Source organism: Streptococcus sp. 29892, assembly GCF_032594935.1.
In the GTDB taxonomy this organism is placed as follows: Bacteria; Bacillota; Bacilli; order Lactobacillales; family Streptococcaceae; genus Streptococcus; species Streptococcus hyiners.
Genome location: NZ_CP118734.1, coordinates 441,540 through 456,277, shown reverse-complemented (window position 1 = coordinate 456,277; position 14,738 = coordinate 441,540). Strand labels below are relative to the sequence as shown.

General features: G+C 42.6%; 19 protein-coding genes. 4 read left to right on the top strand and 15 right to left on the bottom strand.

Features of this window, described 5'->3' with window-relative positions; genetic code table 11:
• Positions 1 to 254: 254 nt before the first annotated feature.
• The 12 genes from PW220_RS02465 to PW220_RS02410 all read right to left on the bottom strand — a co-directional run bounded on the left by PW220_RS02465 (position 255) and on the right by PW220_RS02410 (position 8,891).
• Entirely contained in the window at positions 255 to 782 is a 528-nt protein-coding gene (locus tag PW220_RS02465) for a VanZ family protein (RefSeq protein WP_105118430.1), read from the bottom strand.
• On the bottom strand, positions 779 to 1,891 hold the full coding sequence (gene rlmN, locus PW220_RS02460) for a dual-specificity RNA methyltransferase RlmN (RefSeq protein WP_105118431.1): 1,113 nt from the start codon (positions 1,889 to 1,891) through the stop codon (positions 779 to 781). The genes PW220_RS02465 and rlmN overlap by 4 nt, the downstream gene beginning before the upstream one ends.
• Before the next feature lie 8 nt (positions 1,892 to 1,899).
• The gene (locus tag PW220_RS02455; protein ID WP_248055979.1) at positions 1,900 to 2,541 is read right to left on the bottom strand and encodes a YutD family protein; all 642 of its coding nucleotides are present in this window, start codon (positions 2,539 to 2,541) and stop codon (positions 1,900 to 1,902) included.
• A 142-nt stretch (positions 2,542 to 2,683) separates the two neighbouring features.
• Positions 2,684 to 3,733, bottom strand: a complete 1,050-nt coding sequence (locus PW220_RS02450; protein ID WP_248032602.1) for a SepM family pheromone-processing serine protease — start codon at positions 3,731 to 3,733, stop codon at positions 2,684 to 2,686.
• Complete coding sequence (coaD, locus tag PW220_RS02445; RefSeq protein WP_248055980.1) at positions 3,720 to 4,208, bottom strand: pantetheine-phosphate adenylyltransferase; 489 nt, start codon at positions 4,206 to 4,208, stop codon at positions 3,720 to 3,722. The genes PW220_RS02450 and coaD overlap by 14 nt, the downstream gene beginning before the upstream one ends.
• Complete coding sequence (gene rsmD / locus PW220_RS02440) at positions 4,198 to 4,737, bottom strand: 16S rRNA (guanine(966)-N(2))-methyltransferase RsmD (protein WP_248055981.1); 540 nt, start codon at positions 4,735 to 4,737, stop codon at positions 4,198 to 4,200. The genes coaD and rsmD overlap by 11 nt, the downstream gene beginning before the upstream one ends.
• Before the next feature lie 135 nt (positions 4,738 to 4,872).
• Positions 4,873 to 5,259: a rhodanese-like domain-containing protein gene (locus PW220_RS02435; RefSeq protein WP_248055982.1), complete on the bottom strand. Its 387-nt coding sequence runs from the start codon at positions 5,257 to 5,259 to the stop codon at positions 4,873 to 4,875.
• A complete protein-coding gene (locus tag PW220_RS02430) occupies positions 5,259 to 5,477 on the bottom strand; it encodes a YqgQ family protein (RefSeq protein ID WP_105118437.1) in 219 nt (72 codons plus the stop codon). The genes PW220_RS02435 and PW220_RS02430 overlap by 1 nt, the downstream gene beginning before the upstream one ends.
• Before the next feature lie 105 nt (positions 5,478 to 5,582).
• Entirely contained in the window at positions 5,583 to 6,185 is a 603-nt protein-coding gene (locus tag PW220_RS02425) for a response regulator transcription factor (protein WP_248055983.1), read from the bottom strand.
• Complete coding sequence (locus PW220_RS02420; protein WP_248055984.1) at positions 6,182 to 7,276, bottom strand: sensor histidine kinase; 1,095 nt, start codon at positions 7,274 to 7,276, stop codon at positions 6,182 to 6,184. The genes PW220_RS02425 and PW220_RS02420 overlap by 4 nt, the downstream gene beginning before the upstream one ends.
• 8 nt (positions 7,277 to 7,284) lie before the next feature.
• Positions 7,285 to 8,016, bottom strand: a complete 732-nt coding sequence (locus PW220_RS02415) for an ABC transporter permease (RefSeq protein WP_248055985.1) — start codon at positions 8,014 to 8,016, stop codon at positions 7,285 to 7,287.
• Positions 8,013 to 8,891 carry an ABC transporter ATP-binding protein gene (locus PW220_RS02410; RefSeq protein ID WP_248055986.1) on the bottom strand — a complete coding sequence of 293 codons (879 nt, stop codon included), beginning with the start codon at positions 8,889 to 8,891 and terminating at the stop codon, positions 8,013 to 8,015. The genes PW220_RS02415 and PW220_RS02410 overlap by 4 nt, the downstream gene beginning before the upstream one ends.
• Positions 8,892 to 9,343: 452 nt before the next feature.
• Here PW220_RS02410 and PW220_RS02405 point away from each other — a divergent pair, with 452 nt between their 5' ends.
• On the top strand, positions 9,344 to 9,550 hold the full coding sequence (locus PW220_RS02405; RefSeq protein WP_158456683.1) for a CsbD family protein: 207 nt from the start codon (positions 9,344 to 9,346) through the stop codon (positions 9,548 to 9,550).
• 275 nt (positions 9,551 to 9,825) lie between these two features.
• On the opposite strand, the gene PW220_RS02400 is transcribed toward PW220_RS02405, so the two are convergent.
• Positions 9,826 to 10,341, bottom strand: a complete 516-nt coding sequence (locus PW220_RS02400; protein WP_248032587.1) for a Dps family protein — start codon at positions 10,339 to 10,341, stop codon at positions 9,826 to 9,828.
• A gap of 156 nt (positions 10,342 to 10,497) precedes the next feature.
• Here PW220_RS02400 and PW220_RS02395 point away from each other — a divergent pair, with 156 nt between their 5' ends.
• The 3 genes from PW220_RS02395 (at position 10,498) to PW220_RS02385 (ending at position 13,258) form a co-directional block, all read left to right on the top strand.
• Positions 10,498 to 10,914 (top strand): low molecular weight protein-tyrosine-phosphatase, encoded by a 417-nt coding sequence (locus tag PW220_RS02395; protein WP_248055987.1) that lies wholly within the window; start codon positions 10,498 to 10,500, stop codon positions 10,912 to 10,914.
• Positions 10,915 to 11,046: 132 nt separating this feature from the next.
• Complete coding sequence (locus tag PW220_RS02390) at positions 11,047 to 11,469, top strand: MORN repeat-containing protein (RefSeq protein WP_248055988.1); 423 nt, start codon at positions 11,047 to 11,049, stop codon at positions 11,467 to 11,469.
• Positions 11,459 to 13,258: an acyltransferase family protein gene (locus PW220_RS02385; RefSeq protein ID WP_248055989.1), complete on the top strand. Its 1,800-nt coding sequence runs from the start codon at positions 11,459 to 11,461 to the stop codon at positions 13,256 to 13,258. Before PW220_RS02390 ends, PW220_RS02385 begins: the two co-directional genes overlap by 11 nt.
• A gap of 193 nt (positions 13,259 to 13,451) precedes the next feature.
• On the opposite strand, the gene PW220_RS02380 is transcribed toward PW220_RS02385, so the two are convergent.
• Both PW220_RS02380 and PW220_RS02375 read right to left on the bottom strand, forming a co-directional pair.
• Positions 13,452 to 14,105, bottom strand: a complete 654-nt coding sequence (locus PW220_RS02380; protein WP_248055990.1) for a phosphatase PAP2 family protein — start codon at positions 14,103 to 14,105, stop codon at positions 13,452 to 13,454.
• Between the two features lie 23 nt (positions 14,106 to 14,128).
• Complete coding sequence (locus tag PW220_RS02375; protein WP_248055991.1) at positions 14,129 to 14,686, bottom strand: ECF transporter S component; 558 nt, start codon at positions 14,684 to 14,686, stop codon at positions 14,129 to 14,131.
• Positions 14,687 to 14,738 lie beyond the last annotated feature (52 nt).

The window sequence follows — 14,738 nt, the reverse complement described above, 5'->3', positions numbered from 1 at the left end:
GATAGGGAGAGGAAAATACGAAACGGACTGGGTGGTAATGGACACTGACTAGGGGAGGCCATACCTCTATCTCCAGATATACGGAGATGCACGATAAATTGGTCCGTATTCTAAAAGGATTTATTTAAGATAAAATCCTTCACTCCTTGAAAGCGATAAGATTTATCTTAAATTACCTACAATTATACGTTATTATTTACAATAAGTCAATTATTTTTCTAAATTTTCAGAATACTCTGGACAATCGCCGGCGATTACTTATCTAGTTTACAATCCATAATAGTATGAATAAAACAACGATAGAGGCCATAAGCCAAAACACCTCCAAGTGTATTTGTCCAGAGGTCATCCACTTCAAACACTCGCCCCGCATCAATGAGTATGTCTAGCAATAGCTGAGTGCACTCAATAAACAGGCTCATGCAAAAGGTATAACGAATGACTGCTCCAAGGCTCCGCCATTTTTCCAAAAGGAAAAGGAGAAGAAAAACCAGAGGAAAGAGTAGAAAAATGTTGGTAAAATTCTGCAAGAATATCCAGCCCAAATCTGCTAGGCTATCTACCTTATCACCATTGACAATACTATTAAAGGGAGTGGGGAGTAGATAGAGCCGCCCAATCTGAATGATGCCTGGTGTGGAAAAGTCTTTGTACTGGGGGTACCAAGACTGCGGTAGGAAACAGAGTAAAACAATAGCCAGAGCATAGGCCCCAGCTAAGCTTTTACAAATTTGTCTTCCTAGCTTGGTCAGATTCCCATCTGCTTGGAAGAATCTTCTCATGCTCCAATACCTGCCTTTGCTTTTGCGGCTGCAATACGAGCACGCGCCTTTTCGCGGTCTTTCTTGAGCGTATTGGAACGCAACTGACCACAAGCCGCATCAATATCTGTACCGTGTTCCTGACGAACAACACAGTTGACCCCATTTTTCTTCAAAACATCAAAGAAAGCCAGGGTCCGCTCTCTAGTTGAACGGCTGTACTGGTCATGCTCACTAACCGGGTTATATGGAATGAGGTTGATATAAGACAATTTACGGATATTCTTGGTCAAATCAGCCAATTCCTGCGCCTGTTCAACTCCGTCGTTAACTTCATTGAGCATGATGTACTCAAAGGTCACACGGCGGTTGGTTACCTTGATATAGTCCTCGATTGCCTCGAACAATACTTCGATTGGATAACGACGGTTGATCCGCATGATGCTGGAACGAAGGTCGTTATTTGGCGCGTGGAGAGAAACTGCCAAGTTGACCTGAACACCTTCACGGGCAAAATCACGGATTTTTGGTGCCAAGCCAGAAGTCGAAACCGTGATGTGACGGGCACCGATTGCCAAGCCCTTGTCATCATTGACCACACGCAAGAAGGTCATAACATTGTCATAGTTGTCAAGCGGCTCACCGATACCCATAACTACGATATGGCTGACACGCTCATTCTGATTACGCTCATCCAGGTATTTCTGCACCAACATAATCTGAGCCACAATCTCACCACTGGTCAAATCACGTTGCTTAGGAATCAAACCAGAAGCACAGAAGGTACAACCAATATTGCAACCTACCTGAGTTGTTACACAGACTGACAGACCATAATGCTGGTGCATGAGAACTGTTTCAATCAGCATGCCATCTGGCAATTCAAACAGGTATTTGATCGTCCCGTCCTTAGACTCCTGTACAATCCGTTGCTTGAGTGGGTTGACCACAAAGTTTTCTTCCAATTTTTCAATCAATGACTTGGGCAAGTTGGTCATTTCCGCAAAGGACTGGACACGGGAACGATAGAGCCATTCCCAAATCTGTGTCGCACGGAATTTCTTTTCCCCATTTTCTAAAATCCAATCCACTAGATTGGCTTGACTAAAGGCATAAATTGATGGTTTCATCTTTCTCCCTACTTCTGACGGATAACAAAGCTACGCTTAGCCTCATTCATCTCCCGATTATTCTGCTTACGGTCACGTTTTTGACTACGCTCCGTCTGAATAGCCTTAACCCCAGCATTTTTCATAGAAAAATGACGCTGTTCCGACTGCTTGTTTTGCTGCTTCCCTTTTTTCTGACGGTCATTGCGATTATTCTTGTTGTCTTTTGGTGCAATAGGCTCCGTCCTCTGCTGATTTCTGTTGCGATTGCGGGAACGACTCCGCTTGCGACGGGGTCTGTCCTCCTCCTCAACAGGCAAGTCCTGCGGATTTGGATTGGCTAAGACGAAATAAGCACAGCCAAAATTACAGAATTCTGTCAAATAATCATCCAAACGACTGATTTTAGAGTCAGACTTAACAGTCTTATCATCCTTATAAAAGCCCTTCAAACGCAATTGCTCATTGCCCCAATCGCCGACAATATAGTCAAACTTGAGCATCAACTGTGAAAAACGCTGACCGAAAATAGTCTGGTCAAAAGCCTCTTTATAGTCTTCCACAAGGTCTAGTTCAATATTTTCAGATACAACCTTATCCCCCACACGAGCAAAACTTGGTCCAGGATACTTGTTGTAGTTATACATTTCTGGTGAAATATCTTTTTTCATGAATCCTCCAATCTTGTAATTTCTTCATACAGTATATTTCTATCTAACCCTACTATTATACCACGATTTGACCTGAAATTCTTCTGGTTTAGTATTTAGGAGAAATTTCAGACAATTTTAATGAAATAGCAAAAAGGACGAATTACTCGCCCTTGGTTTGCTTCAAATAGTCAATGGCGTCCTGAGCTGTCTTGACAGGTACAACTTCAATGTCCAAACCTGCCTTTTCAGCAGCTTCTTTAGCCTCTTCATAGTTGGTTTTAGCCGTTGGATCCTCTTTCAAGATTTCTTCATCAACTGGATTATTGGGAACAAAGAAGATACTTGCTCCAGCCTTGGCTGCAGACAAGACCTTCTTATCTGCTCCACCAATATCACCAACGCTACCATCTTGCTCAATGGTTCCAGTTCCTGCAATCACGCGCCCATCACGCAAGGTTGGATCAGCTAGTTGCGTATAGATAGCAAGGGTAAACATAAGACCAGCACTTGGACCACCAATATTGCCAGTTTGGAATTCAATCGGCACTGAACTTTCCACTTCCGTATGGTCAACAAGAGTAATCCCGATTCCATTTTTGCCATTTGAAAGCTTGATAATGTGACCATCAGCTGATTTTTCCTGACCACCGCTTACATAACCAACGGTCACATCACTGCCCAATTCCAAACTGCTGACATATTTAATCAGGTCTGGTGAGGATTCAAAGGTTTTTCCATTGATACTAACAACCGTGTCGGCAATATTGAGAATTTCCTTAAAAGTTGAATCTTCGGCCAAAGCTAGAACGTAAACTCCGAAGAAATCCATGCTGACCTCTTTACCAGCCAGGGTCAAACCTTGGTACTTGGCCATATTTTGCGAAGTTTCCATGTAGAACTGGGCAATGCGGAAGTATTCCTCGCTATCTGCTCCACCTGTCATCTCCTCTGCTGAACTAACACTTGTGTAAGGGTCAAACTGGGCTGCCAAGAGTTGCAAGGCCGTTGCCTGCTGGACTGAAACGTAGGTAAAATTGTAAGAACCAGTTTCCTTGTCTTCTTGGTCATTGACCGTCAAAACCTGACGAATATCCGAAGCCCCTCCCGGCTTTTCCAGATAGTATGGCAGGGGGACAAAGACCGTAAACCAAATCAATAAAGTACCTAAGACAATGGAGCTAATCAGTAGTAATTTCTTATTTTTCTTCATTCTTTTTTATCTCCTCACTGACAACTGGGGGAACATAGGGACTAATATCTTGCTGATAATGAATCAATTCTCTGATTTGACTAGAAGATATATTCCGATACTCTGGTTTAGACATGAGATAAACCGTTTCAAGTTCCGGAGCTAGTTGGCGATTAAAATAGTCCAAATTAGCTTCATATTCAAGGTCAATTCCATTACGCAGACCTCGAACGATATGACTAACCCGTCGCTCACGGGCCACATCAACCACCAATTCCTGACCAGCTAAAAAGACCTCAATCTTCTCATTTCCCTCAAAAACTTTTTGTAGAAGGGCTAGTCGCTCCTGACCTGTAAACAAACCAATTTTATTAGGATTGAAAAAAATACCCACATAAAGCTTATCAAACAGGCCACATGCTCGCTCGATGATATCCAGATGCCCATTGGTAATGGGGTCAAAGGATCCTGTGAACATTCCAATCTTATCTGACATAAACGGTTACCTTACTAATTCCATAGATTTTTTCCTTCCAGATGCCCAGCTCTGCTATTTCCTCCGGAAGAGAAACTGCCTTATCCGTTTCACAGACCACCATGACATCTTGGGACAAAAGCTGGCGCTGACACAGCTCAGTAATATCTGCTACGATGTCCTCGGCTGCATAGGGAGGGTCCAGAAAGACCAGGTCGAAGGATCCGCTCAAGTGAGCCAGAGCCTGCTTGGCTTCCATGGCCAAAAGCTGAAACTTGCTGTCCTCCTTGGTCATGCGGATATTGTCGCGGATAATAGCTTGCGCTCTCCGATCACGCTCGACCAGAACTGCAGCCTCCATGCCGCGAGAAACAGCCTCGATAGACAAACCGCCACTTCCTGCATAGAGATCCAAAACACGACCACCCTCAAAATATGGACCAATCATATTGAACATGGCTCCACGGACCTTGTCCGATGTGGGCCTAGTTGTCTTACCCTCTAAAGTTTTTAGCGGTCGTCCGCCATAAATTCCTGATACAATTCTCATAAAGAATATTATAACAAAAAAACGACTGGACGGCTTATTCAAAACGAAAAAAGAAAACCTCCAAAACTATTTGTTTTCTGAGGTTTCAAGTTATCAATACTAGACTTCCCTATCCTAAGAGGATCTGAGTCATTGTTATTTACTAGATTTTACTTTCCCATTCCAGCCATTTAAACCGTAGCTTAAAATATAGATCTCCTTAAAACCTTGTTTCTTTAAGTAAAGAGCTGCTGGCGTAACCAACTGACCACGATCGTTTTCATACATCAAAACAGGCTTGTCCTTACGTAAAGCTGCTGTTGATTGGCGTAATTGCTGGTAGGGAATATTTCTGGCACCCAGAATATGCTTGCGACCGAACTCACTTGGATCTCGTAGGTCAATCAGCTGACCTCCATGAATTTTCTCTGCAAAGGCAGCATTGTCAATGACTGTCGCTGCTTGACGCAATCTCCAATAATTAAAGCCCATCCACGAACCTAAAATGACGACAAAAACAATAAATACCCACAAGGTTTCCACTACTTACTCTCCTTCAACTGCTGATACTCTAATTCCAAACGATGTTCCCGTCGTAAAACCAACTCAGCCTCCATGTAGTCCAACCTATCCAGAAGACCTGCCTGATAGACACGATTTAGCTCTATCTGCATCATCTCAATGTCATACAAACGATTGCCCATATAGATGATTATACCAAAACGTTTTAGCAACTGTTGCACATCGTATAGTCGTTTCATATATAAAATTTTAGCAGAATATCCGAAGATTTTCAATACATAAACGCAATCGGTCTTGTCATTTTTTAAGCCAAAAAAGATTGGGTTCTAGCCCAATCTCATTCGTTATGCTATCCAGCCCTTTTCCTGTGCAATCTTAACAGCAGCGGTGCGGTTTTCAGCACCCAGCTTGGACAGGATAGAGGTCATGTAGTTGCGGACTGTCCCGTCAGACAGGTGGAGATGGCTGGCGATTTCCTTATTGGACAGCCCCTCTGCCACCAGCTTGAGTAATTGACTTTCTAGGTTAGTCAAAGGACTGCGTTGGGTCAGGAGAATGTCCATCAATTCTGGCGAATATTCCTTCCGCCCCGCCAAGACCGTTTCAATGGTCCGCATGAGGTCTGCGATGGAGCGTTCCTTGAGCACATAGGCATCCACATCTGCCTTGACCGCCCGCTCGAAATAGCCCGGTCGCTTGAAGGTGGTCATGATGACAACCTTGACAGGCAAGGCTTGCCCCCGCACCCATTCCAAGACATCTAGGCCCGTCTTTTCAGGCATTTCTATATCTAAGAGCACCACATCTACGGGCTCTTTTTCCAAAAGAGCAATGGCCTGACTGCCGTTTTCTGCCTGTAAAACAGCCTCAACCGTATCTTGAAAACCCAAGAGCTGACAGAGGGCGTCCCGCAGCATGGCTTGGTCTTCTGCGACTAAGATTCTCATTCTACCACCTCCTCAAACGGAATTCGGATGGACAGGCGGGTGGGCTTTGCCAGAGAAAGAAATTCCAAACTTCCTTTCACCGTTACCAATCTGTCCTTTATGGTATGCAATTCCTGACCAGTCAATTGGGCAAAGCCCACTCCATTGTCTTCGTAGTGCAAAACCAATTCTTGCTGGTCTTTTTCGAAAACCAAACGGCATTTGCTAGCCTGGCTGTGCTTGAGCAGGTTGTTGGCCAACTCTCTCAGCACCATAGCTAGCTTGTTCTGGACAGGCAAGCTGAGCTGCTCTGCTATTTCCCCGCCCAAGACGACCAAATCCACTCCTGCCAAGTCCAACATCTGCTGCAAAATCTGGAGTTCCTCTGCCACGGTGTGCTGCTTGAGGGACTGGACAATCTGGCGGACCTCCTGCATGGAGTCCTTGGCCAAGGTCTGAAGAACTGCTACCTCCTTCTTGGCCTGGTCGATCTGATCATGGTCTAAAAGTGTCTGGACCAGCTCGGCCTTGACAGACAGCATGGCAAAGACATGACCCAGTGTGTCGTGCAAGTCCTGACCGATACGGTTGCGTTCATTCTCAGCCAGCAGGAGATTGATAGACGCATTCTGCTCCTGTAGGCGTTGCTGAAGGGCTTCCCGCTTGGTTTCAATCCAGCTAAAAATCAACAAAGCCAGGCCAAAAAAGTGAATGATGAGTGCAAAGGCCCGCATCTCGAAAGGAACAGGCCCAAAAAGAGCCCAGAGGATAATGACCAGCAATAAGATCCCATAGGACACTGTCCGATAGGTCGGCCGAGTTTCCTTATAATACCAGCCCAGCATATTGGACAGGTTGAAGATAAAGAGGGAAAATTGCAGATTACCCCAAAAACTCATGACGGCGACGTAGCCAATCAGGTAAAACCAGCCCAGCATGGAATAGAGCTTGTGGTCGGTGTAAAAGAGAGAACAATAGACCAGGGCAAATAGAATGGTGGCTAGAACCACAGCCGTCGGATTTGGACTATACTGGGCGTAATAAAGTGGAAAATAGAGAAAGACCATGCCCACGAAATACATGGCTGGTATCTTTCTTTTTTCAAAAATCATGGGTCACCTCACTGTTGCTCCGTTTTTCTATTCATCACCAGAGCAATTCCTAAGAAAATTATCGCATAGCCTAGGACAATTAGCAAGGATTTCCAGAGAAAATCTCCCTCTTGGGCATAGGTGGTCACCAGCTGATTGACATGGTAGCTGGGCATAAGTTTGCAAATTCGCTGTACCCAGTCAGGAAAGAGGGAAACAGGCATCCAAGATCCACCCATGATAGCCAAAACAAAGTAGAGCAAGTTGGCCACTACCGACATGGTTTGTTCCGACTGGATTTGCACCAAAAGCAAGCCAATGGCTAGAAATACGATAGAGGTTACTAAAAGCAAGAGAGCCGAATTCAACCATTCTTGAGCTGTCATCTCTACACCCTTGACCAAGCCTCCGACCGCAAAGACAATGGCGATGGAAGACACAAAGCAGAGAAAGACCCGTACCAGTTTGGACAGGTAATAGTGCCAGATTGGCAGGGGCGAATGCTGGATAAAGGTCAACCAGCTATTTTTTCTGTCCTCTGCCAGCATCGTGGGAAAGGTGAAAAGGGCAAAGCCCGACATGGAAAAACCTGTCATGGTCAGCATATAGGACTGGATAAAGGCCTTTTGCATGGTCGCATCATCAAACTGGATCGTTGATGAGAAAATCAGGAAAAAGATGACGGGCATACCGATAGATAGGAGAAATACTCCCAAACTTCTGGATAATTTTACCGCCTCTACTTGAACTAATGCTTTCATGATTCTTCCTCCCTCGTCTTGTCAAATAGGCTGTTGAGCAGAGTTTTATTCTGCACTTCCAGGTCTGAAATCCGACAACCTGCGTCCTGCAAACTAGCCCAAACCTGCTCAATGGCTCGAGTCTTGAAGCTGACCGTGTCTTGTTTATAGCTGATTTCATTGATTTCAGCCAAGCTCTCCACCACCGCCGCAAAGGCAATCGGCAGGGTTACTTCCTTCTCCTGCTCCTCACTCCGCATGGCAAATGGCGTGGTATCTCTTAGTAGCCGCCCCTGGTGCAAAACCAAAATCCGCTCCGCCGTATGCTCCACTTCCTCGATATAGTGGCTGGTATAAAAAATAGTCACACCATGATCCTTGAGTTCATGGACAATCTCCCAAAAACGCTGACGGGTCGAAGTATCCATGCCCGCCGTCGGCTCGTCCAAGAAGAGCAACTTGGGCTTGCCAATCAGGCATATGACGAAGGCCAAGAGCCGCTTCTGACCACCCGATAGCTTACCTGCCAGTTGATTTTTTTGCTCTGGGGAAAAGCAGAGCAGGCTGTCGATTTCCACATCTGTCAGACTATCCTTGTAGATGGCTTGGAAAAAGCGGAGCAATTCCTTGACCTTCAGGTCTGTCGGGATAGCATTTTCTTGAGGTAAGACTGCCACCTTTTCCTTATTAGACTGAGCCTGTGGAGGCAGTCCGTCCAACAAAACCTGGCCTTTCGTCGCCCTCCTATCCCCCAACAAACAAGACATGAGGGTCGTCTTTCCAGCCCCGTTTGGACCAATCAAAGCCACACATTCCCCAGACTTGATTTCAAAGGAAATATTGGACAAAATTGTCCGTCCTTTGATGATTTTTTCTAGCGCTCGTACTTCTATCATCTTTCTACCTCCTACTTCTTGAACATCTTATAGTCTTTTAGTTTACTTTTAGTACTAGGCAACGAGCCGCAGGCATAACTCAATGCTTTCTTGTTTCTAGGCATTGACTTGAAACAGTCCCCCAGACTGTTTCAATCAGGCAAGGCGAGTTCAAACACTCCAGTGGAGTGTTTGAAATTGGAAATAAGGAAACAACGTTTCCTCGCTCGTCGAAGTAATAAAAGAAAAACTAAATGACGATACATACATAGTATATATCGAAAATGAAACCCCCACTAGAAGCCTTTGTCATTGACTTATGTGACAAATGTCATGTTTGATATTCTTCAATTCCAAACAAATCGCTTGCTTTTTGGGACATAATGACTTAGTATAGATATATCAACATGTTCTACCAGTTAGGATAACTCGGTGGAGAGCAACCACCCTTGAAATATAGAAAGAGGTTTCTGATGTCAGAAGATAAATTGAATGCAAAACTCGACCAATTGACAGGTTCTGTTAAAGAAGGTTTGGGCAAATTAACAGGCGATAAAGGTCTTGAAGTCGAAGGGCTTGTAGAAAAAGGTCTAGGCAAGGCAAAAGAATTGGTTGAAGATGCAAAAGACAGCATCGAAGGTGCAGTTGACGGTATCAAAAAGGCCTTCGATAAGGAATAAGCACAAGGCTATGGAAAAAACCTTGCGTCACTGAACCACACCCCAAAAGGTAGATAGAAAAATCTAACTTCTGGGGTGTTATTTTTGTTCAGTCTAAATCTATTTCGCTCACTATTTAATCATGATATATTCGCTTCGAGGCATGATCACTTTCAACTTGCTACACTCTTCATTAGTATCTTGCTTTACATGGGTTTTCCACCCTGTCTAATTGCAAATTCATTCGACTATCGTCTATGCAGCAAAAAAAGAGTCCTACTGGACCCTTCATCTATTTATAATTTCGGAGCTTGTCCTAGTTCTGCCTGCAACATCCAAATATGTTTTTCAATACTAGCCTTAGCCACATTGAAAATGTCGTTGGTTACGCTGTCGCCTTCTTCATCACTGACATCAAATCCCTTTTGGAAAAGAGCAGCCAGATAGCGGAACACCTCTACCACACGCGCCAATTGCTCTTCCATCGTTTTATTGTAGTCACCAGGTACTTCCTTAAGCTGACTATTTTCACTAAACTCTTTTAGGGTAGAAAATGGTGCCCCACCTAAGGTGATTAAACGTTCACTCATCTCATCCAAATAGCCATCAATTTCTTCCATATATTCATCCATCTTTGGATGCCAAATCATAAAGCCACGACCACGCATATACCAATGAACTTGATGGAGGATAGAATGGGCCACTGATAAATCTGCTACTGCTTGATTCAAAACAGCCTTAGAATCAGCCAATGATTGACGTGGGCTGAAGGAAGCAATTTCTGCTGGTGTTTGGAAATACTTTTGTTTCATAGTGTTCACCTTTTTGTTTTTATTTATAACTATTATAAATAAAAACATCATAAAAATCAAGAAATATACCTTATATTAGAAAAGTTCTAATTTTGTAACATATCTAAGAGAGTTACACCACATAAATGATATAATAAAAGAAAAAAGGAGTTCTATATGAAAAAAATCGTTTTTGTTTGCTTGGGTAATATCTGCCGTAGCCCCATGGCTGAATTTGTCATGAAAGATTTAACTGATAGCCTGCACATTGAAAGTCGGGCAACGTCCAGCTGGGAACATGGCAATCCGATTTACCCAGGAACCCAGCAAATTTTTCAGGAGTATGGCATTCCTTATGACCAAACCAAAACCTCTCAACAAATCTCTCAAACAGACTTTGAGGAATTTGATGTCATCATCGGAATGGACAGCAACAACGTCCGTGATTTACGGAAAATGGCACCTGCCCATGCTCAAGATAAGATTTTCCAATTCGCAGACAAGTCAGTCCCAGACCCTTGGTACACAGGGGATTTCCAAGAAACCTATCGCATGGTCAAACAGGGTTGCCAGGAGTGGTTGGAGAAATTATAACATTCTTTGTGTAATATTTTTGTAATATTTGTAAAAAAATGGTAAACTATTTCTGACTAGATTGATACGCTTTTGTTCTATGCTAGAATGAGGCGTAAACAATTCGACGCATCTTACTGAAAGGGTTTATCTATGAAAGAGTTAAGAAACAAACGTTTCTCAATAGAAGACGTTTCTCATTTCGTCACACGCAGAAAGTTAGAAGCTTTATCACTTTTGATTATTTTGATTTGTGCCTTGTCTGTCTTTACAGGGAGGATAGGGAACAAGCAGACCTTGACCTTAGACAATGGAAAATTGCAATACAATGGCTATGTGGTCGCTTCTAAGATGAATGGACAGGGCAAACTGACCTTTGAAAATGGTGACAGCTACCAAGGCCAGTTTAAAAATGGCATTTTTCACGGTCAAGGAACCTATACATCAGCTAGTGGCTGGGTTTATACTGGAGAATTTAAAAATGGTTACGCCGATGGCAAAGGCAAACTAACAACGGAAGGACAGGCCATCTACGAAGGAAGATTTAAACAGGGGATTTATCAAAATGAAAATTAAATGGTTATCTACAATTCGTGTCATCGGCTTGGTCTTTGTTCTCCTCTACCATTTCTTCATCAAGATTTTTCCTGGTGGATTTGTTGGAGTGGACCTTTTCTTCACCCTATCTGGCTACCTGACGACAGCACTTTTGATTGATGAGTTTTCAAAACATAAAAAAATTGATCTCATCTCCTTTTTCCGAAGAAGACTCTATCGGATTCTACCACCTTTGGTTTTAACCATTCTGCTAGTTCTTCCCCTAGCCCTCTTCATTCGGAATGATTTCCTGGCTAATATTGGAAGTCAAGTTACAGCTGCCCTTGGTTTTATGACCAATTTCTTTGAAATATTATCCGGCGGTAGCTATGAAAATCAATTCTCGCCCCATCTATTTGTCCATACTTGGACACTAGCGATTGAGGTCCAATATTACATTATCTGGGCAGGTCTAGTCTGGTTATTAGCTCGAATTTCAAAAAGTGTTGGACAACTCCGAGGCTCTATTTTCTTGACATCCCTTGTCCTCTTTGTCCTGACCTTCCTTGGAATGTTTGTCTCCAGTTTCTTCGTGGATAACTTCTCTTCTATCTATTATTCAACCTTTACCCACACCTTCCCCTTCTTCCTAGGAGGCATATTAGCTACTATTTCTGGTATTGGAAATACTACTGCAGCATTCCAGAAAACCATTCAATCACTTAGTTTGATTAAGGTAGTCGGATTATTTGCAGGAGGATTGGCAGTTGAACTTATCCTGCTATTCACTCTCCAATTTAGTTCCATTTGGACCTATCTTATTGGTTTCCTCTTGTCTAGCCTAGCAACTGTCACAATGATTTTTGCAGCGAGAGTCCTACATGAAAAAACTGAGAATATAAAAGAACCTAGCTTTATTCAATTCTTGGCAGTTATTTCCTATGGTATTTACCTCTTTCACTGGCCGCTATTGATTGTCTTTAATCAGCTAAGTAACATGACAACTGCTGCTATCCTGTCCTTTATTTTCTCTATCATCCTGTCAACCATTTCGACCTATATTCTAGAACCATTCATTGCAGGAAAGGTTGGAAATCTGTTTGGACTATCAATTGACCTGCAACCCTACAAAAAATGGGTAGTCGGAAGTTTTGGTTTCCTTACAGTATTAGGCTTAGCAATCTGCATCTTGGCTCCCAAGCTAGGAACTTTTGACCAAGAAAATATGATTAGCAGCCTCTATCAGGCACAGACTCAGCTTTCAACTACTCGATCAGCAGCTGAAAATTCCAAAGTATCTAGCTTTGATATTCAAAAAGGCGTGACCATGTTTGGAGATTCTGTTACAGTCCGAGCAAGTACAGCACTTCAAGAAGCCATTCCAGGTATCCAAATTGATGGAACTGTCAGTCGAAACCTCTCAGAAATTGAAAGTTTGATTAAGCTCTACCAACAAAATAACAGCTTGAAAGAAACAGTTATCGTTGCTCTCGGTACCAATACTAGTGATCAATACCAAGAGATTTTGGACAAATTAGTCAAGGACTTTCCTAAAGGACGTCGTCTCATTTTCGTAACACCCTACGATGGTAACTTTAGTCCAAGTAATTCAATTGCCTACCAAACTGGACAGTACGAAAAAGAGTTGGCTGAGAAATACGACTACATTTCAATTGCAGATTGGTACCAGGCCTCTCTGGACAATCCACCCATTTGGTATAACTCCGACTTGGTTCATTTCAACATCGATAATAACGGTGCAGAAATTTTTGCCCAAACTGTCAGTCAAGCTATCAAAGCTGTAGAAAATGGACCCATTAAAAACTAAAATAAAAAATTCTTCTGTAACTTTAGATTACAGGAGAATTTTTTATTGGTCGAGATAATCTAATACTCTAATCAATATCTTTGACTTTAAGGCACTATACAAACCATGCTAGACTTTTCCTACACCACTTCACAGAATAAAGGCCAATAGAGCAAAAATCCCCCATCCATCGGATAGGGGACACAAAATACAACTATTTCTGTTTACTCTGAAAACGCCATTCAAAGCGTTTCTGGTCATAAAAAGGATACATAACCTGCAAGAGAGTAAGAGCTAAAAGCCAACCTCCAATAATATCCGTCGGATAATGGACACCTATATAGATACGAGAGATGGCAACTAACATGGCTAGAACGATTAAGCCAGCTTGTAGGACATGCTTGGCCAAGCCCTGCTTCATCCGTTGCTGGATAACGATCACTACTGCTACTGCAATCATCATGGTTGAGGCAGTATGCCAGCTTGGGAATGAATAGCCAATGGTATCAATTAACCATTCAATGCTAGGCCGCGGACGTTGGTAGACATATTTCAGGGCTGTAGATGCTACCCCCATAGCCGCAAAACTAGCAAGTAGGAAAAAGGATTCTATCTTCCACCTTTTGTAATAATAGAAGATAGCAGACAAGATAAGGGTAATCGCTAAAATAATAACGGTATTCCCTATGACAGTAATAGAAGTCCAAAACTGGGTCGCTCCACTAGGAAGATTTCCGCGAATGGCGGATTGGATAGCTGAGTCAAAACCAGTTAAGCTACTTGGGTAAAACTTGGCTACATAGCCTAAAAATACAAAGGCCAGAGCAAAGAAAGACGCGTTTCGTAAATGGATTTGTTTATTTTTCATAGATATAGTTTACTTTAAAAAAGTTAAACTTTCTTTAAAATAGGTTGAGCTGCCTTGTAGCAAATATAGAAAATAATGGAAAGGACCACTCCTTGCAAGAGATTAAATGGCAAGACCATAAAGAGTAGGTAATTGGTCAATCCTAAGATTTCCTTGATATCAAAATTTGCAAAGGCCGCGTACAGTGGCACTGCATAGACATAGTTCAAGACAAGCATGGCAAGGGTTGAACCAAGTGTTGCTACGACTGCTGTTTTTAGGTAATTTTTCACAGTCTGATCATTTTTCCAGAAATAAGCCACTGCCAAGATAAAAATTGACATAGCCGCAATATTCATTGGTAAGCCAATAACTGTTGATACTCCTTGGTTGTTTAAAAGCAACTTTAGCAAGGTCCTGATAAACAAAATGGCAAAACTAGACTGGATATCTAGTAGTAGAAGACCAAATAAGATTGGTACCAATGAAAAATCCACTTCTAAGAAATTTGCCGTTGGAATTAAAGGAAATTTCAAATACATGAGTAGAAATGAAAGTGCTGAAAGAATGGCGATAATCGTCGTTTTTCGTGTGTTTGTCATAAAGGTTCCTCCAATTTTGAAAATTGAAGAAGCTTGGAAGGCAGGTCAAAAG